This is a genomic window from Neobacillus niacini (genome assembly GCF_019749295.1).
Lineage (GTDB): Bacteria > Bacillota > Bacilli > Bacillales > Cytobacillaceae > Neobacillus > Neobacillus niacini_D.
The window spans coordinates 594,127-613,237 of record NZ_JACWFG010000001.1 but is presented as its reverse complement, the minus strand read 5'-3'; the positions used below and the strand labels follow the sequence as shown (position 1 = coordinate 613,237).

Annotated in this window: 21 protein-coding genes and 1 other annotated feature; of the genes, 14 read left to right on the top strand and 7 right to left on the bottom strand. The window is 36.7% G+C overall.

Features of this window, described 5'->3' with window-relative positions:
• Positions 1-41: 41 nt before the first annotated feature.
• Positions 42-227 carry a YjzD family protein gene (locus H0184_RS02935; RefSeq protein ID WP_221820692.1) on the bottom strand — a complete coding sequence of 62 codons (186 nt, stop codon included), beginning with the start codon at positions 225-227 and terminating at the stop codon, positions 42-44.
• A 207-nt stretch (positions 228-434) separates the two neighbouring features.
• Between H0184_RS02935 and H0184_RS02930 the strand changes: the two genes are divergently transcribed.
• Both H0184_RS02930 and H0184_RS02925 read left to right on the top strand, forming a co-directional pair.
• Positions 435-1,157 carry a lipase family protein gene (locus H0184_RS02930; protein WP_221820690.1) on the top strand — a complete coding sequence of 241 codons (723 nt, stop codon included), beginning with the start codon at positions 435-437 and terminating at the stop codon, positions 1,155-1,157.
• Between the two features lie 84 nt (positions 1,158-1,241).
• On the top strand, positions 1,242-2,036 hold the full coding sequence (locus tag H0184_RS02925; RefSeq protein WP_221820688.1) for a hypothetical protein: 795 nt from the start codon (positions 1,242-1,244) through the stop codon (positions 2,034-2,036).
• Between the two features lie 66 nt (positions 2,037-2,102).
• Here the strand turns inward: H0184_RS02925 and H0184_RS02920 are convergent, their stop codons facing one another.
• The gene (locus H0184_RS02920; RefSeq protein WP_221820687.1) at positions 2,103-2,330 is read right to left on the bottom strand and encodes a hypothetical protein; all 228 of its coding nucleotides are present in this window, start codon (positions 2,328-2,330) and stop codon (positions 2,103-2,105) included.
• A 181-nt stretch (positions 2,331-2,511) separates the two neighbouring features.
• Between H0184_RS02920 and H0184_RS02915 the strand changes: the two genes are divergently transcribed.
• The 4 genes from H0184_RS02915 to H0184_RS02900 all read left to right on the top strand — a co-directional run bounded on the left by H0184_RS02915 (position 2,512) and on the right by H0184_RS02900 (position 6,499).
• The gene (locus tag H0184_RS02915) at positions 2,512-3,444 is read left to right on the top strand and encodes a beta-ketoacyl-ACP synthase III (protein ID WP_221820685.1); all 933 of its coding nucleotides are present in this window, start codon (positions 2,512-2,514) and stop codon (positions 3,442-3,444) included.
• Positions 3,445-3,492: 48 nt separating this feature from the next.
• Positions 3,493-4,734 carry a beta-ketoacyl-ACP synthase II gene (gene fabF, locus H0184_RS02910; protein ID WP_221820683.1) on the top strand — a complete coding sequence of 414 codons (1,242 nt, stop codon included), beginning with the start codon at positions 3,493-3,495 and terminating at the stop codon, positions 4,732-4,734.
• Between the two features lie 115 nt (positions 4,735-4,849).
• Complete coding sequence (locus H0184_RS02905) at positions 4,850-5,659, top strand: DUF2268 domain-containing putative Zn-dependent protease (RefSeq protein ID WP_221820681.1); 810 nt, start codon at positions 4,850-4,852, stop codon at positions 5,657-5,659.
• Between the two features lie 93 nt (positions 5,660-5,752).
• Positions 5,753-6,499 carry a YjbA family protein gene (locus H0184_RS02900; RefSeq protein WP_221820679.1) on the top strand — a complete coding sequence of 249 codons (747 nt, stop codon included), beginning with the start codon at positions 5,753-5,755 and terminating at the stop codon, positions 6,497-6,499.
• 49 nt (positions 6,500-6,548) lie between these two features.
• Here the strand turns inward: H0184_RS02900 and trpS are convergent, their stop codons facing one another.
• Both trpS and H0184_RS02890 read right to left on the bottom strand, forming a co-directional pair.
• Positions 6,549-7,538, bottom strand: a complete 990-nt coding sequence (trpS, locus tag H0184_RS02895; protein ID WP_221820677.1) for a tryptophan--tRNA ligase — start codon at positions 7,536-7,538, stop codon at positions 6,549-6,551.
• Positions 7,539-7,597: 59 nt separating this feature from the next.
• Positions 7,598-7,842: a binding site (T-box leader), on the bottom strand.
• Between the two features lie 68 nt (positions 7,843-7,910).
• Complete coding sequence (locus H0184_RS02890; protein ID WP_221820675.1) at positions 7,911-8,096, bottom strand: hypothetical protein; 186 nt, start codon at positions 8,094-8,096, stop codon at positions 7,911-7,913.
• Between the two features lie 392 nt (positions 8,097-8,488).
• Here H0184_RS02890 and spxA point away from each other — a divergent pair, with 392 nt between their 5' ends.
• From spxA to pepF, 5 genes are all read left to right on the top strand, one after another.
• A complete protein-coding gene (gene spxA / locus H0184_RS02885) occupies positions 8,489-8,884 on the top strand; it encodes a transcriptional regulator SpxA (RefSeq protein WP_045519743.1) in 396 nt (131 codons plus the stop codon).
• Positions 8,885-9,189: 305 nt separating this feature from the next.
• Positions 9,190-9,861, top strand: a complete 672-nt coding sequence (mecA, locus tag H0184_RS02880) for an adaptor protein MecA (RefSeq protein WP_221820673.1) — start codon at positions 9,190-9,192, stop codon at positions 9,859-9,861.
• 67 nt (positions 9,862-9,928) lie between these two features.
• Positions 9,929-11,440 carry a cardiolipin synthase gene (gene cls, locus H0184_RS02875; protein ID WP_221821289.1) on the top strand — a complete coding sequence of 504 codons (1,512 nt, stop codon included), beginning with the start codon at positions 9,929-9,931 and terminating at the stop codon, positions 11,438-11,440.
• Positions 11,441-11,494: 54 nt separating this feature from the next.
• Positions 11,495-12,742 carry a competence protein CoiA gene (locus H0184_RS02870; protein WP_221820671.1) on the top strand — a complete coding sequence of 416 codons (1,248 nt, stop codon included), beginning with the start codon at positions 11,495-11,497 and terminating at the stop codon, positions 12,740-12,742.
• Positions 12,743-12,872: 130 nt separating this feature from the next.
• Positions 12,873-14,690 carry an oligoendopeptidase F gene (gene pepF, locus H0184_RS02865; protein WP_221820669.1) on the top strand — a complete coding sequence of 606 codons (1,818 nt, stop codon included), beginning with the start codon at positions 12,873-12,875 and terminating at the stop codon, positions 14,688-14,690.
• Between the two features lie 485 nt (positions 14,691-15,175).
• Here pepF and H0184_RS02860 read toward each other — a convergent pair whose 3' ends face one another.
• The 3 genes from H0184_RS02860 to H0184_RS02850 form a co-directional block, all read right to left on the bottom strand.
• Positions 15,176-16,048, bottom strand: a complete 873-nt coding sequence (locus H0184_RS02860) for a ClpXP adapter SpxH family protein (RefSeq protein WP_313771705.1) — start codon at positions 16,046-16,048, stop codon at positions 15,176-15,178.
• Positions 16,045-16,452, bottom strand: coding sequence for a globin domain-containing protein (locus H0184_RS02855; RefSeq protein WP_221820667.1), 408 nt, complete (start codon positions 16,450-16,452; stop codon positions 16,045-16,047). The genes H0184_RS02860 and H0184_RS02855 overlap by 4 nt, the downstream gene beginning before the upstream one ends.
• 71 nt (positions 16,453-16,523) lie before the next feature.
• Complete coding sequence (locus H0184_RS02850; RefSeq protein WP_221820665.1) at positions 16,524-17,096, bottom strand: CYTH domain-containing protein; 573 nt, start codon at positions 17,094-17,096, stop codon at positions 16,524-16,526.
• 120 nt (positions 17,097-17,216) lie between these two features.
• On the opposite strand from H0184_RS02850, the gene H0184_RS02845 reads away from it, so the two are divergent.
• Genes H0184_RS02845 through H0184_RS02835 form a run of 3 tightly spaced genes read left to right on the top strand, consistent with a single transcriptional unit; the run spans position 17,217 to position 19,088 of the window.
• Complete coding sequence (locus tag H0184_RS02845) at positions 17,217-17,576, top strand: UPF0738 family protein (RefSeq protein WP_221820663.1); 360 nt, start codon at positions 17,217-17,219, stop codon at positions 17,574-17,576.
• A 30-nt stretch (positions 17,577-17,606) separates the two neighbouring features.
• Positions 17,607-18,245 carry a GTP diphosphokinase gene (yjbM, locus tag H0184_RS02840; protein ID WP_221821285.1) on the top strand — a complete coding sequence of 213 codons (639 nt, stop codon included), beginning with the start codon at positions 17,607-17,609 and terminating at the stop codon, positions 18,243-18,245.
• 42 nt (positions 18,246-18,287) lie between these two features.
• Entirely contained in the window at positions 18,288-19,088 is an 801-nt protein-coding gene (locus H0184_RS02835) for an NAD kinase (protein ID WP_221820661.1), read from the top strand.
• The last annotated feature ends 23 nt before the right edge of the window (positions 19,089-19,111 follow it).

Sequence of the window (19,111 nt, the reverse complement as noted above, 5' to 3'; positions counted from 1 at the left end):
CAAAAAGGTCATCCAAAATTGAGGATGACCTTTTTTCCTAATTAATGTTTCTCAACAGGTTCATTTGGGATTACAGCCGTAGCAATAACGATTAAAAGGAAAACACCAATTGAAATAATTGCTCCTGACGTGAAGTCGAAAACGCCGCCTTCTGTCATTGAACTAACTACATATGAAAGCATTTGCACTAAAACAAACGCCCAGAAAAAAGTCCAAAAGTATCGCACTATCTTTCACCTCAACCCTATTTATCATCTTTAATAATATTACCATATGAATTTAAAATAATAAACGCATAAATTGACATTCACCTAATACCTTTCCATTTATAATAAAAACACTAGTTGGATGGTTTTTGCTAGGCTATATTCCCTTTCATCTCATGTGAAATCACATACAATATTTTGAGGAAATATGTAAAAGGAGATTTAGCGATGGAGAACCGGAATTTTCAGATGGATACCCAGTGGAATATCATCCATTACCCTGAAAAGCCCACAGGTTTTGGAGTATTAATAATTGGAGATGAAAGGCATTTTGTGGATGAAAGCAAATGCTTTTGGACTCAAAATGAAGGTAAGCTGGCTATTATCAATCAATTGAGACAATCAGGATATACTATCTTTTCCTCAAATTTGTATGGGCGAAACTGGGGAAGTGATCAAGCGGTAGATCTTGCACAAAGGCTGTACCAACAGGTAATTAGAAGTGAAATTTTGAATAATAAAGTCCATCTAATAGCTGAGGGAATGGGAGCGCTTGTTGCCGTAAAATTAATGGAAAAGATGAAAGGTCAATTAAGATCGGTCGTTTTACTAAACCCGATACTTTCCTTAAAAAAACATATTGAGCTTGAAAAAGAACATAAGTTTTTTTATAAAAAATTAATAAGGGAACTGACTGCTGCTCATAAGCTCGATCAGCTCACTCTTGCCCAGGAACTTGAAAATATGGGGGATGAAGTGAATTTGCAATCAGGTGTACCTTTAAAAATTATCCATGTCTTATCAAGTGGTAAATCATACAATCAATCCAAACAATTACAGCAATTACTAGCGAACACCGATATTAGCCCAACCTATATTGTTCCAGAAAAAAAGCAGCAGCTTGGAAGCATGATTAAAAAGTTCTTCAATCAATATGAGAAGGTGCTCTAACATACTACCTCCCCTTAAGAAGATATATTTCTGAATGAATCCGCATAGGATTCAATAAAGAAGCTTGGGGAGGCAGGAATTGTAATGGACAAGGTCGTTATTGCTGGAGTATTTGACTTTGTGAATTTTCATGTATGCAAAGCATTGCTTGATAAAGGAATAGAAGTTAAGGGTATACAGATTGAAACAGAAGAAAATGATATTCTTGTTGAGAAAAGGTTAGAAGTCGGACGAAATGCTAACTTTACTGAGGCATCAATAGGAGAAATAATAAAGGATTCAGACGGAAGTGAGACAGTTATACTCTCCATTTACGACTTATATATGTGCTATAAGGAAGATTTCTTACTAAATGAGGACTTTATTAAAAAAGGTAATTGGGAACAGCTTGTTATTTTTGCTCCAAGCCAGCTGCTAACAGATGAAATTGCTCCAGAATCTAATTTGATAATCAATAATTTTTTAAGAAGTGCGGCAGGTAAAGACATTCATTTGCTTTATTTACCTACTATATACGGACCTTGGCAACCCGATACATTTTTGTTTCAACATAAAATCCTTTCAGAAATGGATAGAAGGAATCCATTTATAGGTTTGCGAGAAGAGACTTGCGATGCTCTTTTTGTTGAAGAGGCAGTGGAATCGATAATAAAAATAATTGAAGATAAGCGATCAGGCAGATATTTACTTCAAAGTGGAAAGAAAAATCAGTGGGATATATGTGCTTCCTTTTTAGGAATCAATCAACAAGACTCAACCGAAAGAAACGTAAAAATTATTGAAAAAGGTGACCTAACAAAAATAACAGTACAAAGTTCCGTACCTATACCTATTGCTTTAACAAAGCAAATTGACCATGCCCATCGTCTTTATCGTTAAATTGCTTAGTAACTTTAAGAAACGTATTTAGGAAACCCAGAAAAAGCTGCCGCGGATTGCGGCAGCTTACTTTTTCTTCAAAAATCCTTGTACGAAAGGATACACCATCTGAAATAATGGTTTTAGATTTTGGGAGGAATCCCTTAATTTGCTTATGTTTTCCAGTATTGATTCAATATCTAGTGAAGATGGATTCGATTCAGGAACACTATGATGATTCTCCCGTATACTCTGTCTTCGATCACCAAACATCATTCTTGAAAAGCGATCATCTCGATGGCTTTCATTTCCCATCTTTTTAGCCCCTCCTTATATGATTCTCCTTTAGATTATGAAATATATGAACATATGGTATGGTCATAAGCGGGGAAGGTTTATTTAATTGTTGCTTAACTATACTTTTATTTGATAAAATTAGTACCAAGTCATAATAATTGATAATAATTTAAGATGAATTATATAAGGAGATGATTCCTTGAACGCTGGAATTATTGGAATTGGAAGGTATTTACCAGAAAAAATAGTAACTAATGCAGATTTAGAAAAAATAATGGATACATCAGATGAATGGATTCGAACACGTACAGGTATTGAAGAACGTCGTATCGCAGACGATAATACAAACACTTCTGATATGGGTTTTGCAGCTGCGCAAAAAGCAATTGAAGATGCAGGAATTACACCGGAAGATATCGATTTAATCTTAGTTGCAACCGTGACACCAGACCAGCCATTCCCTTCTGTTGCATGTATGCTCCAAGAACGGTTAGGTGCAAAAAAAGCTGCGGCAATGGACGTAAGTGCCGCTTGTGCCGGCTTTATGTATGGTATCGTTACAGGGAAGCAGTTTGTTGAATCTGGAGTTTATAAGCATGTCTTGGTGGTAGGTGTTGAAAAACTTTCAAAGGTTACCGACTGGAATGATCGTAACACTGCGGTCCTATTTGGTGATGGTGCCGGCGCAGTAATTGTGGGAGAAGTTTCAGAAGGCAGAGGTATCCTTTCCTTTGAATTGGGTGCAGATGGTACAGGTGCTAAGCATTTATACCAAGATGAGTATATTATCATGAATGGACGGGAAGTCTTTAAGTTTGCGGTGCGCCAAATGGGTGAAAGCTGTATTAATGTTCTCGAAAAGGCTGGGCTGACAAAAGAGGATGTGGATTTCCTTATTCCTCACCAAGCTAATATCCGTATTATGGAGGCTTCTAGACAAAGACTTGAACTTCCGATTGAAAAAATGTCTAAAACAGTTCATAAATACGGCAATACTTCAGCAGCATCTATTCCGATTTCTATCGTTGAGGAATTAGAGGCAGGGAAAATAAAAGACGATGATCTTATTGTAATGGTTGGCTTTGGCGGCGGACTTACTTGGGGTGCCATAGCCATTAGATGGGGAAAATAAAGGCAAATTGCTTGATATACAATGAAGTGTAATAAAGGAGATGTCTCAATGGAAAAGCGCAGGGTTGTAGTAACAGGCTTAGGAGCGGTTACCCCGCTTGGAAACGATGTTGAAACAACGTGGAAAGGGATTATTGAAGGAAAGTCTGGAATCGGGCCATTAACTAGAGTGAATGCAGAGGAGTATCCTGCAAAGGTTGCTGCACAGATTAACGACTTTAACCCAGAATCCTATATGGATAGAAAAGAAGCAAGGAAAATGGATCGTTTTACACAGTATGCGGTTGCAGCTTCACTGATGGCTGTTGAGGATGCAAAGCTAACGATAACTGATGAAAATGCCCCTCGAATTGGAGTTTGGATTGGTTCAGGGATTGGCGGAATGGAAACATTTGAAGAACAGTATGAGATTTTTCAAAAAAGAGGTTATCGCAGGGTAAGCCCATTTTTTGTACCGATGCTAATTCCAGACATGGCAACAGGTCAGGTTTCGATAAGATTAGGTGCAAAAGGATTTAATTCCTGTACGGTGACAGCATGTGCAACAGGAACCAATTCAATTGGGGACGCTTTTAAAGTCATTCAGCGGGGTGACGCTGATGCGATGATTACGGGCGGTGCGGAAGCGCCAATCACTAAAATGTCTGTAGCTGGATTCTGTGCGAATACAGCTCTTTCCACAAATCCAGACCCGAATACTGCAAGCAGACCTTTCGATAAAAATCGTGATGGATTTGTAATCGGTGAGGGAGCAGGTATTGTGGTGCTTGAAGAGTTAGAGCACGCATTAGCCCGCGGTGCAAAAATATATGCAGAGATCGTTGGCTATGGTGCAACGGGTGACGCTTATCATATTACAGCACCTGCACCTGGTGGTGAAGGCGGTGCTCGCGCGATGAAAATGGCTATTAACGACGCAGGACTAAATATTGAAGAAATCGATTATATTAATGCTCATGGTACGAGCACTGAGTATAACGATAAATTTGAAACATTGGCAGTTAAAGAAGTATTTGGAGTTCATGCATATAAGCTGGCAATGAGTTCAACCAAATCTATGACTGGCCATCTACTTGGCGCAGCAGGCGGTGTAGAAGCTATCTTTACTGTACTTGCTATGAAAGAAAGCATTCTCCCTCCAACAATTAACTACGAAACAGCAGATCCAGAATGTGATTTAGATTATGTCCCAAATAAGGCACGTCAAAAAGAAATTAAAGCAGCCATGAGCAACTCGTTAGGCTTTGGCGGCCACAATGCAACAATTGTATTTAAGAAATACGAAAAATAAACGGCTTGACCAGGTAACTCTGGTCGGCTTTTTTCTTTGAAGGGGATGACAACACCCGAACCTCCTACTTTATCATTCATAAAATGTAAAATAATGAAAAGTATGGAGTGAGGAAATGGGCATCATTCGAACGGATAAATGGCTAGAGGAGGAGTTTGATCGTCCTGCAAAAATTTGTGAAAAGCTGCTCCCTGCTTTTAAAGGGCTAAGTGCTCCAAAAATCTATAATCAATTAACCGATTTCGGGATGTATCGAGCATCCAGAATGACCAAGGAAATTTTCAATTCGATGAAGGAAAACCTGGTTTGGGAGGAAGTGGATAGTTTTTTTCAGGAATATAAAAGGAGATGGGGTGGTCCGGATATCCCAATCTATCTGTTTCCAATTGGTCAAGAAAGAAGCTTTTTTTTTAGACAGGAAGAAAAAGTTAAGGGTGGAGTCTCCTATCCGGATAAAATGTTTTTATTTCTCTCAAACAGACTAACCAGTAGAGAGTTAGAGGCATTATTTGTACATGAATACCATCATATTTGCAGGTTAAATAAACAAACTAAAAGATTTGAAGATTATACCTTGCTGGACTCAATCATCATAGAAGGGCTTGCAGAATACGCTGTGTTGGTACATTGCGGGAGAAACTATTTAGCAGACTGGTGTACCATGTATACTGATGCTGAATTGGAAAATTTATGGGATAGATATTTACATGACCATTTGGATTTGAAAAAAAGTGATAGAAAACACGATGATTTACTATTTGGGTCAGGAAGAATTCCTAAATTACTAGGATACGCAGCTGGGTTTAAGATTGTTGAAAATTATTATAAAGTTAATTCTTACTCTACAAAAGTTTCCTTTACTATGCCTGCAAGGAAATATATAAGTGCCGAACATAACTCCACTAAAAAAAGCCGAAAAAAATAGGCTTTTTTTTTATACCTTCCAACTAAGGAATAAATTAACTTATGTCTGCCCATACTGATTGACAAACAGTTTCTTGAAGTGAGGGGTTGTACAATGTTGTATCTTCATGATGTTTGGGTAAATTGGTTTGAAGGTGAAGAAAATGGATATAATGTGTGCCACTTTCATGAATGGCGCAAAGATGATGGTGTAGAGCTGTTAGACCAGGCTCCTTTGTTAAAAGTAGAACCGATTCTCTTTCACTATATTGAGAACGATCTCTCGGAATTACCTCAACAGCTTCTAGATGATATTTTTCAAAAGGCTTATTTAAGAAAAAATCATGAAAGAGTCCAACTCGAATATTGCTTTGTGGTTACAGATGGGGTAGGAATATTAGCTGTTGATACAATTGGATATTCAATACCAATTAGAAAAAGCCGGCTTATCCCTAGACAAGAGCAGCTAGTGTACGAGATGATTGCCAATCATGAGGCGAAACAATACCATTTTCAAAAGAGTACAGTCGAAAAGGATTTCCATATTTTATCACCTGAGCCAGAATTAATGACTGGTCTAACCCGCAAGGAGCGTCAGCTAAAGCAGTTGTTATTTATGGCACTAGATCAATTACATACATCTAAGAACGAAGCGGAAGTCCGTTACTGGTTTACGGAATGGTGCCCAGAGCGTTACTCTGCTATCCAGGAATTAAACTTTGAAAGTGCTTGGCAGCAATTATTCGAGGAAACGAAATACGGCTGGTCTAAACGACATGAAACATTTTGCGAAAATCTAATAAAAGGTCAGCCATTTTTTGAAAAGCTATGGGAAATGGAGCACGGCCCGAAAGTAAATTAAAAAGCCGGTCACGAAAGATAGCGATTAATCTTTCGTGACCGGACTTTTTTTATCTTCTTTTTCTTCCTAATCCCATTGCGTTTTCCATTTTCTTAAGGGTTTTGCTTGCTGCTTGGTTTGCTTTTTCGGCACCTTCGTCAAGGATTCTATCTAGTTCTGTTGATTCCATTAGGTTATTATATTTTTCTTGAATTGGCTCAAATACATCTGCCACTACTTGTGCTAAATCTCCTTTGAAATCGCCATATCCTTTGCCTTGATACATTTCTTCAAGCTCTGTAATGGTCTTATTGCCTAAGATGGAGTAAATAGATAGTAAGTTAGAAATCCCAGGTTTGTTGGTTTTATCAAATTTAACAATACCCTCAGAGTCTGTAACAGCACTCTTTATCTTCTTCACGATTTGTTTTGGATCATCTAATGGTGTGATAAACGCCTTATTATTTGGATCAGATTTGCTCATTTTTTTTGTTGGTTCCTGCAGCGACATAATCCGTGCACCAACTTCTGGAATGCGAATATCAGGGATGGTTAGAACTTCCCCATATTTTTTATTAAATCTTTCCGCTAAATCACGCGTTAATTCCATATGCTGCTTCTGATCTTCCCCAACCGGAACAAGATCCGTATTATATAAAAGAATGTCAGCAGCCATTAATGGCGGGTAAGTTAATAAGCTTGCAGAAACCGCGTCTTTACCAGCTGACTTATCCTTAAATTGAGTCATTCTTTCCAATTCACCAATATAGGCAATGCACTGCATTAACCATCCTGCCTGAGCATGGGCTGGAACTTCTGACTGGATAAACAAGGTTGCTTTCTGTGGATCGATGCCTACTGCTAGGTAGAGGGCAGCTAAACTGCGGATATTTTTCCGAAGCTCTAAACGGTCCTGTGGGACAGTTATCGCATGTTGGTCGACGATGCAAAAGTAGCAATTATAATCATTCTGTAATTCAACGAATTGCATCATCGCTCCAATATAATTTCCAAGTGTTATCGTGCCGCTTGGCTGAATTCCTGAAAAAATTGTTTTCATGACCGAAATCCTCCTAAATTTATATATCTAAATAAAAAAAACCATTCATCCCTAAAAACAATAGGGACGAATGGTTCGCGGTACCACCCTAAATTACTCAAAAAGAGTCACTCAATTCCAGAACTATCTGAATGGATAGTCTGTTATCCTTTTAACGCAAGGTCAACGTCTTTTCCTACTAATCATTAGAAGTTCGGAAAAGAAGCTCAAAAGTCCATTCGGTATTTTTCCGTGTTTGTTTTCACCAGCCACAAACTCTCTGAATCGGTTAAAAATACGTACTACTCTTTGTCATCGCTAAAGCAATAATTTATTTATTATTATTATCACTATTATAAATAAATGCAAAGTGTGAATCAAGTGTGTTAAGGATTACTTCTTCTTCCCGCCGACCTTTTTCCACTGTGTTTGGAACCGTGCACTTTGGTCAACAAATTCAGAACGTTTTTTTCCTCCGAAAACATTTTCTCCAAAACCGTTCGTCATTACTCCCATAAGTGCAGTAATACCTATGATTAGAATAGCAACCATAGATAAATCAGCTATGTAACCACCCATGATAAAACCTCCATATTCAAACAAAAGTTAGAATCAACTGTTTGTTTTGTTTATTACCCTTATTTATATTTTAAAAGAACTTGAGCGTTATTAAAAGAGGTAATGCAATAAAAACATTAAAAGTTATATAAAAATGAAGGCGTTTTCACTCATTGAGGTTTAATTGAGAATATCTTGGGGTATAGAAAGTATGAAACTTTTTTGATATTTAACCGTCTAATATAATGAGTTGGACATTCAATTAATTTTGAAAAAAGGATACCTTTTTTAGAAACAGTGGTGTATAATTAATGATATAAATTACTTATTTATAATAATTTTAATCAAGATACAAAAACTAGATGGATTTACTATAGATATCGATAGTAATAAAATGAGGAGTGTGGAGACGAATGGTTACATTATACACTTCACCAAGTTGTACATCATGTAGGAAAGCGAAATCATGGTTGGAAGAACATGAGATTCCATATACAGAAAGAAATATATTTTCTGAGCCGTTGTCAATTGAAGAAATTAAAGAAATCCTGCGAATGACTGAAGATGGTACAGACGAAATTATATCTACACGATCTAAAACATTTCAAAAATTAGATGTAAACTTAGATACAATGCCGCTGCAAGACTTATTTGAATTAATTAAGGCGAATCCTGGATTATTACGTCGTCCAATAATTATTGACGAAAAGCGTTTACAAGTTGGATATAACGAAGATGAAATCCGGCGTTTTTTACCGAGGAGAGTTCGAACTTTCCAATTAAGAGAAGCACAGCGTATGGTAAATTAAACAAATATGAGTAAGCCTTCATTGCTGAAGGCTTTTTTTATACCCTTAGTGTCATCTGGTTTGAGATTTCTCTGTCATTTTGTTACAATATAAGGAATATCTAATTAATAGGCAAATTAATGGTTTTTGCAATTAGAAGTAAATTTATTTCCCAAAAGAAAACTTTTGTCATAAAATGAAAGTACAAGGATTACATTCTTTTTTATCTCACAAATTAATCCTAACAATTTTAGTAATTGCATAAAGCATTTGTCTGCTGGGGGTATTTAGTCCCTTCAATATGGAAACGGAAGGGAGAGGTGAAGATGGAAATCGAACGAATTAATGAGAATACAGTAAAGTTTTACATCTCTTATGGTGATATAGAGGAAAGAGGCTTCGATCGTGAGGAAATTTGGTACAATCGTGAGCGAAGTGAGGAGCTTTTCTGGGAAATGATGGATGAGGTTCATCAAGAGGAAGAGTTTGTGGTAGAAGGTCCACTGTGGATTCAAGTCCAGGCGTTAGAAAAAGGTTTGGAAATTCTAGTGACAAAAGCACAGGTTTCAAAGGATGGACAAAAGTTTGAGCTGCCAATTCCTAATGAGAAATTAAAGGATTTACCTGTTGATAATAATATTGAAGATATCTTGGACCATCATTTCAATCCAGGACAACGCGAAGATGATGACCTTTTAATGGAAGAGGAGTCTTTAGAGTTTTTAATTGCCTTCAAAGATTTTGAAGATGTAATTATGTTGTCAAATCGGGGCGGTCTAGATGATTTACAAACAGTGTTGTATAGCTTTAATAATAAATATTATTTATATACTGAGTTTCCAGAAGATTTGTTTGAAGAGGACGAAATTGATGATATCCTAAGTATCCTGTTAGAGTATGGGTATGAAACACAGTTAACCATCCATCGTATTCAGGAGTATGGCAAAGAGATTATTTCTAAGAACGTGTTTGCTGAAATTAGAAAACATTTTAAATAAACGTACCGATTTCTATTATTGAAATCGGTATTTTTTACTTTGTATTTTTTAAATGGCGGTGATGAGGCTGAAAAATACAGTTAGAATCGGTTTGTTTGTGATATTTCTATCCATACTATTGTTTTTCTTAAAGGATCATTTAGCAGGCGGAATCTTGGGGTTCCTAAGCCTTTTAATGACACTGTCTGTCATTTTTATTTCGTTTGTTATTTTCCTTGAAAATCGCCATCCTACACAAACTATTACTTGGTTAGTTGTTTTAGGAAGCTTTCCTTTAGTTGGTTTTTTCTTTTATTTACTATTCGGAAGGAATCATCGAAAGGAGAAAATGTACCGGAAGAAGTATTTTCTCGATAAACAAGCTTTTTTAACGGTGGAGGGTGAAAATGACCCGCGCAGTGATGAAAAGCTTAGTTTAATGGGGGAACATCAGGCGAGGCTGTTTACATTGGCACAAAAATTAGGGAATAGTCCTATTTCTTTTGATACGGCAACGAAGGTGCTAACCAATGGGGAGGAAACCTTTCAACATATCCTTGAGCAATTGAATAGAGCCAGACATCATATACATATGGAGTATTATATCGTTCGAGATGATGGGATTGGCCGAGAAATCAAAGAGCTATTAATTGAAAAGGCTGTACAAGGGGTAAAGGTACGATTCCTTTATGACGCAGTGGGTTCTTGGAAATTATCAAAAGAGTATATTAACGACCTGAAAAGAGCGGGGATAGAAACGGTTTGTTTTGGACCTGTTAAGGTACCAATTTTAAATAACAAATTTAATTTTAGAAACCACCGGAAAATTATCGTGATTGACGGGACGATTGGGTTTGTTGGAGGACTTAATATTGGTGATGAATACTTAGGCAGAAATAAACACTTTGGCTTTTGGCGGGATACCCACTTAATGGTGAGAGGAGAGGCTGTAAGATCATTACAATTGATTTTTCTGCAGGATTGGTATTATATGACCAATCATAGCTTTTTAACTGCAGAATATTTGTCTCCGCAGGTAGATGATAAAAATCATGGAGGAGTCCAGTTAATTGCCGGCGGCCCGGATAATGAATGGAGTGTAATTAAAAATATATTTTTTTCTATGATAACTTCCGCAAAAAAATCGGTTTGGATTGCATCCCCATACTTTATTCCAGACCAGGATATTTTTTCTGCAATAAAAGTGGCTGCTTTAAGCGGGATTGATGTGAGACTACTTGTGCCTAACGCCCCAGATAAACGAATTGTCTTTCATGCTTCAAGATCCTATTTTCCCGAGCTTCTAGAAGCGGGTGTTAAGGTTTATGAATATGAACGCGGGTTTATGCATAGTAAAATCATTATTGTCGATCATGAACTAGCATCAATTGGCACTTCGAATATGGATATGCGTAGTTTTCATTTGAATTTCGAGGTTAATGCTTTTTTATTTCGTACAAAGAGTACCCAAAAACTAGTGGCAGAATATATAAATGATTTAGAATCTGCGAGGCAGCTTGAATTGTCTTCTTTTAGGAAGAGACATATTGGATTACGGTTAATTGAGTCAACAGCCAGGCTGCTATCACCGCTTCTTTAAGTTCACAAACTCGTCAAAATTGACGGGTTTCTTTTTTTCAATAAAGAGGATTTATTGAGTGACACCAAGAATGATAAGATAGAAAACAAGGAGGGTGATATCATTTTGCTGACAGCAAAAACAAGATTAGGTACAATTTTTAACTTGGGACATAATCATAGGAAAGAAAGTTTATTGTTTCTTCGGAATACAGAGGAGTTTTTTTGTCCTGTTTGTGGGGAAGCAGTATCTCTTAAATTAGGGAATCAACGAATTTACCATTTTGCACATCGAAGCGGTACTGTATGCAGAGATATATATGAAAGTGAAACGCAGTATCATATGGAAGGAAAGCTCCAGCTTTATCAATGGCTTGTTAAGCAGCATATCCCTGCAGTTTTAGAATATTATGATCCCATAATCGGGCAGCGTCCTGATATTATGTTCGAGAATGACGGGAAAAAGTATGCTTTGGAATTTCAATGTTCTCCAATAGCCGAAGAACTATTTATGAAGCGAACGGAGGCGTATTATCAACAAAAATACATCCCACTCTGGATAATAGGAAGTAAGCATATTAAAGCAAAAAGAAGTAATATTTTTTCGCTTTCAAACTTCCATTATTTCTTTCTAAGAAAAACAAAAGACGGGCATTTTATACTTCCTTCTTATTGCCCCGAAGAGAAACAATTTCAAATCCTCAGTTCAATTCTTCCTTATTCCATTAAAAATGCAATCGCAAATAGCTTCCATCGTTCTATTCAAGATACTGGCATTGTAGAATTACTAGAACCAAATTTGAATTCTCATTCTAATATCTCAAAATGGTTTTATGAAAATGAGAAAAATACAATAAACTGGTCACTTCATCCCAGCCCCGTACAAAAGGGTTTTCTTCGCGAAATTTATCATCATAACCTCAACTTATATTTACTGCCGCCTGAAATCGGCTTGCCGGTTAGTCATTCTCTTCTCATCCAAACACCTGCTGTTGTCTGGCAGACATACTTGTATTTAGATTCTCTAGAGGATAAATTACCTTATGATCTAATTGATTTGAACGATGTCGAAAGAAAATTCAACAGAAGAATTAAGTCCAATGAGATTATCATAAGAAAATTACCACAAGTTCCGGGTGAAACCTCTATTATATCGGTAAAAGAGTATTTCCTTCACTTAGAGAGACTAGGATTAGTCATAAAAAAAAGTGAAACGCTGTATCAACTAAAAAATAGAATTTACATTCCTCAATCAAATCGTGAAAAAGAAGAGAGAAGGAATGAATTTCTTCAAAAAAATAAGTTTATCCTTTCGAAAATATAAATGAAATAGCATCTTAGGGCATAATATAATGGGTAAATCTAATTTATTAAAGGAAATAGCATGAAAAAAGGAGAATATTAACAGGGGTTAAAAATTTTTACTCTGAAAAATGTTGAATGGAGGAAGAAATATGGCAAATGAAGCAGCAGTGAAAGCATTGCCACAAAGAAATGAAATACCTGTTGAAGATACCTGGAGATTGGAAGATATCTTTGCTAGTGATAAAGATTGGGAAACTGAATTTCAAGAAGTAAAGAACCAAATTTCTGGCATTAAAGAGTTTGAAGGAAAGCTTGGAGAGAGTGCAGATACTCTTTATAGTGCTCTTCAATTTCAAGATAAGCTTCTTGAGCGGCTCGGAAAGCTTTATACATATGCCCATATGCGCTATGATCAGGACACCACTAATTCCTTCTACCAGGGACTAGATGACAGGATGAAGAATCTGTACTCTCAAGCAGCGAGTCAATTAGCATTTATTGTTCCTGAGATTCTTTCATTAGAAGAAAGTAAGGTTAACGGTTTCTTAAATGAGAAAGCAGAATTAAAACTTTATGAGCATGCCATTGAGGAGATTAACCTCCAGAGACCACATGTTTTGTCTGCAGAGCAGGAAGCATTGCTAGCAGAAGCAAGTGAAGTCATGGATGCATCTAGTAACACCTTTGGAATGTTAAATAATGCAGATTTAAAGTTTCCTTCCGTTAAAGATGAAAATGGTGAAGAGGTTGAGATTACGCATGGCCGATACATCCGCTTCCTAGAAAGTGGTGACCAAAGAGTGCGCCGTGACGCCTTTAAGGCAGTCTACGAAACCTATGGTAATTTTCGAAATACTTTTGCCAGTACGATTAGCGGTAATGTGAAAAAGGATAATTTTAATGCAAGAATTAGAAAATATGACTCTGCAAGGCATGCAGCACTTTCTGCAAATAATATTCCGGAAAGTGTCTATGATAATCTTGTTAACACCATAAACGATCATTTACATTTATTGCACCGCTACGTCAAACTTCGCAAAAAAGTGTTAGGTGTAGAAGAATTGCATATGTACGATCTATATACGCCGCTAGTAAAAGATGTGAAAATGGAAATTCCATATAAGGAGGCAGAAGAGCTCGTTGTAAAAGGGCTTGCACCATTAGGTGAGGAATATTCACAAATTTTAAAAGAAGGCTTTGAAAACCGCTGGGTAGATGTTCACGAAAATAAAGGAAAGCGCAGTGGAGCATATTCTTCCGGTGCCTATGGAACCAATCCTTATATTCTTATGAATTGGCAGGATAATGTGAATAACTTGTTTACATTGGCACATGAATTCGGCCATTCTGTTCACAGCTACTATACAAGGAAGAATCAGCCCTATCCATATGGAAACTATTCCATATTTGTTGCAGAAGTGGCCTCAACCTGTAATGAAGCACTGCTAAATGATTATTTATTAAAAACCATTGATGATGAACAAAAAAGGATCTATTTATTAAATCATTATTTAGAAGGCTTCAGAGGTACTGTATTCCGTCAAACGATGTTTGCTGAATATGAGCATATCATTCATCAAAAAGCCCAAAATAATGAGGCATTGACAGCCGATTCATTAACAAGTGAATACTATGCCTTAAACAAGAAGTATTTTGGTGATGAGGATATTGTGATTGATGAAGAAATTGGCTTAGAGTGGGCAAGGATTCCTCACTTCTACTACAATTATTATGTATATCAATATGCTACCGGGTATAGTGCAGCAACAGCATTAAGCAAGCAGATTCTTGAAGAGGGTGAGCCAGCTGTTAAACGCTATATCGATTTCCTAAGTTCAGGAAGCTCTGATTACCCAATTGAAGTTCTTAAAAAAGCTGGTGTAGACATGACCAGCGCCGACCCAATAAGAAACGCATGTAAAGTATTCGAAGAAAAATTAAACGAACTAGAGCAGCTATTATCATAAAGAGTTAAAGGGATGGTACCAAAGTGTACCATCCCTTTAAAAACCTCTAAATCTCTTCCTGTCATTAAGATAAAAAAGAAAAATAAAAATCCCAATAAAAAATAGAGGAATGCTAATAAGCATTGGGAACACCTTCATTAAGGCTAAAATATGAAGAAAAAAGCCAAATAACAGGAAGAGAATCATAAGAAAAACAGGTAAATTCTTCATTTTACATACCACCTTAATAATAAAGTCAGCCAAGTATCACCTTAAATATAGTTTATTGTCCAAAATTGGATAATATGATTTTGACAATTATGTGAAACAACGCACAATCACATTGCCAGCGGGGGCAAGCCCATGGTATATTCTATACGTGAAGTTAATCACAACAAACATATACCCCTTTGTTTGACCGTGAAAAATTTCTCCCATCCCCTTTGTTCGTATTAATAGAAAAAGACCTTGCAGCGGAAGCGGCAAGGTCTTTTCATATAAAAAAGTTATTCTTCTACGCCCACGTATCTCCAAAACGTTCCATACTTTGCAGGCAGCTGTTCAACCTTTTGCAGTAAAAGCAATTTCTTCATTTCCCGCTCGACCTGAGAAATTGTCATATTATAAACTACTGCGATTTCTTTTGATGCCACTAGTTTAAAGTATTTCAAAAATGTATCTAATGGGGGCGGTTGATTTTTAATAGGTTCTTCAGATAGCATTTCTTCAAGGATTTGAACATAAACCTCATACGGATAGGGACCAGTGATTTTAATTCCTTCATCCTCTGCATTCTCGTTAAAAAATACAAGAGTCGGTATTTCTTGTACTTCCATTTCAGTGGTGATTTTTAAGTCACACTGAAAAGCTTTGGCCGCACTCTCAGAATGGAAGTCTGAAATGAATTCCTCAACATCTAAACCCGCACTTTCTGCACAAACTTTTAAAACCTCAAAATCTGAAATGTTCTGTTTACCAATAAAAAGTTTCTCTTGCAGCTTTCGTAAAAAACGTATACCTGCTCTTCTGCCTTGTAACTCCGCTGCCTTAATTGCAATAGAAGCAATATAAGGTGATGCTACTGGATTTTCTAACCACAGGCTCCCGTCACATGACATCCCTGAACGACTAGCTGTCTTTTCCCATAAATCTGCTATAACTTCATAATTCTTTCTTTTGCTGACATTTAAATTAGCGATACGACCACTTAACACATGCTTTAGAGAAAAGTATCTGCCATATTCGATGTGCAATTTTTTCAAGATAGGCTCAAGTGCCCAACACTCAGGGCATAAAGGATCGATGAACATGTATATTTCAAGTGGCTTCTTGTCATAACCGTAAGATTGCTGCTTTGATGTGAACTTTGGGTTACTCACGTATTTTCACCCGATACCTCACTGCCTTCAGGCGTATTCACCATGTGCTGTGCAGTAAGATAGAGCCTAGAATAAAATTCATCCCTAAACGGACCCTCTAATCCAGTCTTGTCCATTGCTTGGTTCATGCAAGATAGCCATGCTTTTGCACGGTTAGGAGTAATGGGAAAAGGCAAATGTCGTGCACGCATCATCGGATGACCATGCTCTTCAGTATACAAAGGTGGTCCTCCCAAATATTGTGTTAAAAATTGCTTTTGTTTACGGGCAATTTCTGTAAAGTCATTTGGAAAGATTGGAGCAAGATCAGGATGTTGTGCAACTAGCCCATAAAAAGTATCCACAAGACGATGTAGAGTATCTTCGCCAAGGGACTCATATGGAGTAGGCTTTTTCTCATTCATGTTGACAACTCCTTTTAATATGTTGTTTGTTATATTTTATCAATGCATTTTTTATATCTCAAATAAACCGCTTATAATTTTTGCTGGTAAAACCGTGCAATCTTATTTGGGGTTATCCGTATAGGTATTTCATATTGCTTTAGCAGTTCTTGGAATACGATTTGACCTTGTTGAAAATCCTCAACTTCGTATTCAATCTCATAGTCTTCTGTATCTAAATAATGGCTATGATCCAATACCAGTAATCCATTTTTATAGGGGAATTCTACCCTCCTGGTAGTGAGAGACCCAAAATATTCTATATTATTAACTATTACTTTTAATTGTTCTAATCGATCTTGAACGATTCCTTTTGGAAATTCATGGTATTCGATTGCTAGTTGGAAATCATTTACAGATAATACTTGTGTCGTTTCCAAGAGACCAATATCAGCCGGTTGTTTTAAGGTCATTTCAAAGCTATTATATTTTTCTCTGATTCTCAATGCAGATCCTTTATCTTTTAATGTAAATTCAGGTGTGTCAAAGTAATGATTTGTTTGGATGAAAGCAGCTTTTTCTTCTACTTGAAAGGCTTTAAGAAGAGTTTCATATTCAACTTTCTTAAGTAAATTCTTAAATTCTATTTCAATAGTCTCTGACATCAGGTCCATTCCTTTCTTATCCATCAATTTATTGTATCGCAGCTTTTAGTTAAACCGCAATTCTTGGGAGAAATGGATAGATTATGCTAAAATAAAGAGTGAATAGTGGAGGTAAAAAAGATGAATAAAAGAATAACGATTAACAAAGCAAACTTTTTGGATAGTAAACTATATCTACATGCAAGTGAGTCAATTAGCGGGTTAAGTCCTGCAGAACAAATTCTGGTTGATTCAAAAGAATTTTCTTTTGTCTACATAATGGAAAATCATGAGGGTTATACATATATCGAAATGAATGAACCAATTTGGCCTTTATTAAAAAAGGGTTTGGAACAAAAAATTCCAGTATGGGTCCTTTTTGAGGATGATCAAAAGGAATTAACTAATTTTAATGAGGAATTAAATGATTTAATAAATAACATAAGAGGTAACAGTAATTATGGTGCAGAAATGGTCACGAAAGTAGAAGAGATTTTTTAAACATATTTTAGTTGTCATTGGGGTGGAATGATGAAGCATTGGGACCAGTTTTTAGCTCCATATAAACAAGCCGTGTCAGAGCTGAAGATAAAATTAAAAGGGATGAGAGGACAATTTGAGCTAGATTCCAGCCATTCACCTATTGAATTTGTGACGGGGAGAGTTAAGCCAATTGCAAGTATCCTTGATAAGGCAAATCAAAAAGGTATTCCACTAGATAAATTGGAAGAAGAAATGCAAGATATTGCAGGTATGCGAATCATGTGTCAATTTGTAGATGACATTCATCGAGTTGTAAGCTTATTAAGGAACCGAAATGATCTTGAAATTGTTGAGGAAAGGGATTATATATCACACAAAAAAACAAGTGGATATCGCTCTTACCATGTTGTTATCATGTACCCAGTCCAAACGATTCATGGGGAAAAAAAGATACTTGCTGAAATACAAATAAGAACCTTGGCGATGAACTTTTGGGCAACAATTGAACACACTTTAAGTTACAAATATAAAGGGGTTTTCCCGACCGATATTCAAATAAGGCTGCAGCGGGCTGCTGAAGCAGCATTTCGTCTAGATGAGGAAATGTCACTGATTCGTGGAGAAATTCAAGATGCCCAAGCGTTCTTTACAAGAAATAAAGAGTTTAAACAAGAGGAGAAAAGCTAATAGAGGCTTTGTAAGCATCCTGAGTACAAGGAGTATATGATGATGAAATTTTCCATTACATCCAAAGGAGATCAAAAGTCGAATATCTTAATGCATAAAATGAGGACGTATTTACTTGACTTTGATCTAGTTTACGACGAGGACCAACCAGATATTGTCGTCTCAATTGGCGGCGATGGGACGCTGCTATATGCTTTTCACCGATACAGCAGCCGCCTGGATAAGACTGCTTTTGTCGGGATTCATACTGGCCATCTCGGCTTTTATGCAGACTGGACTCCTGATGAGATTGAGAAACTTGTAATTGCAATCGCCAAAACACCTTATCAAGTTGTTGAATATCCGTTGATAGAAGTAATCATTCGATATCAGCATGCAGGTAAAGAATCCAGGTATCTTGCACTAAACGAATCAACTGTCAAAAGTGTTGAAGGTACATTGGTGATGGATGTGGAAATTCGAGGGCAGCACTTTGAGCGGTTTAGAGGTGATGGTTTATGTGTCTCCACACCATCTGGCAGTACTGCCTATAATAAAGCACTTGGAGGGGCAATCATTCATCCATCCATACCGGCGTTACAGGTTGCGGAAATGGCTTCAATAAACAATCGGGTGTTTCGAACTGTTGGATCACCTTTAATCTTACCGTCACATCATACTTGTATGTTGAAACCTGTTAATCGGGTGGATTTTCAAGTAACGGTTGACCATCTAACTCTACTTCATAAAGATGTTAAATCAATTCAATTTAGGGTGCCGGATGAAAAAATTCGCTTTGCTCGTTTCCGTCCATTTCCTTTTTGGAAAAGAGTACATGATTCATTTATATCAGACTCAGACTGATTCGGGTAAGCTGGAGGAAACAA

Bases quoted from the DNA above. Each gene is read 5' to 3' on its own strand.
- pepF (WP_221820669.1), top strand. From the start codon at position 12,873: ATGGCAAATGAAGCAGCAGTGAAAGCATTGCCACAAAGAAATGAAATA.
- fabF (WP_221820683.1), top strand. From the start codon at position 3,493: ATGGAAAAGCGCAGGGTTGTAGTAACAGGCTTAGGAGCGGTTACCCCG.
- H0184_RS02890 (WP_221820675.1), bottom strand. From the start codon at position 8,096: ATGGGTGGTTACATAGCTGATTTATCTATGGTTGCTATTCTAATCATA.
- H0184_RS02900 (WP_221820679.1), top strand. From the start codon at position 5,753: ATGTTGTATCTTCATGATGTTTGGGTAAATTGGTTTGAAGGTGAAGAA.
- H0184_RS02905 (WP_221820681.1), top strand. From the start codon at position 4,850: ATGGGCATCATTCGAACGGATAAATGGCTAGAGGAGGAGTTTGATCGT.
- H0184_RS02855 (WP_221820667.1), bottom strand. From the start codon at position 16,452: ATGAATGAGAAAAAGCCTACTCCATATGAGTCCCTTGGCGAAGATACT.
- H0184_RS02850 (WP_221820665.1), bottom strand. From the start codon at position 17,096: ATGTCAGAGACTATTGAAATAGAATTTAAGAATTTACTTAAGAAAGTT.
- H0184_RS02930 (WP_221820690.1), top strand. From the start codon at position 435: ATGGAGAACCGGAATTTTCAGATGGATACCCAGTGGAATATCATCCAT.
- trpS (WP_221820677.1), bottom strand. From the start codon at position 7,538: ATGAAAACAATTTTTTCAGGAATTCAGCCAAGCGGCACGATAACACTT.
- H0184_RS02835 (WP_221820661.1), top strand. From the start codon at position 18,288: ATGAAATTTTCCATTACATCCAAAGGAGATCAAAAGTCGAATATCTTA.
- H0184_RS02920 (WP_221820687.1), bottom strand. From the start codon at position 2,330: ATGGGAAATGAAAGCCATCGAGATGATCGCTTTTCAAGAATGATGTTT.
- H0184_RS02925 (WP_221820688.1), top strand. From the start codon at position 1,242: ATGGACAAGGTCGTTATTGCTGGAGTATTTGACTTTGTGAATTTTCAT.
- yjbM (WP_221821285.1), top strand. From the start codon at position 17,607: ATGAAGCATTGGGACCAGTTTTTAGCTCCATATAAACAAGCCGTGTCA.
- spxA (WP_045519743.1), top strand. From the start codon at position 8,489: ATGGTTACATTATACACTTCACCAAGTTGTACATCATGTAGGAAAGCG.
- H0184_RS02845 (WP_221820663.1), top strand. From the start codon at position 17,217: ATGAATAAAAGAATAACGATTAACAAAGCAAACTTTTTGGATAGTAAA.
- mecA (WP_221820673.1), top strand. From the start codon at position 9,190: ATGGAAATCGAACGAATTAATGAGAATACAGTAAAGTTTTACATCTCT.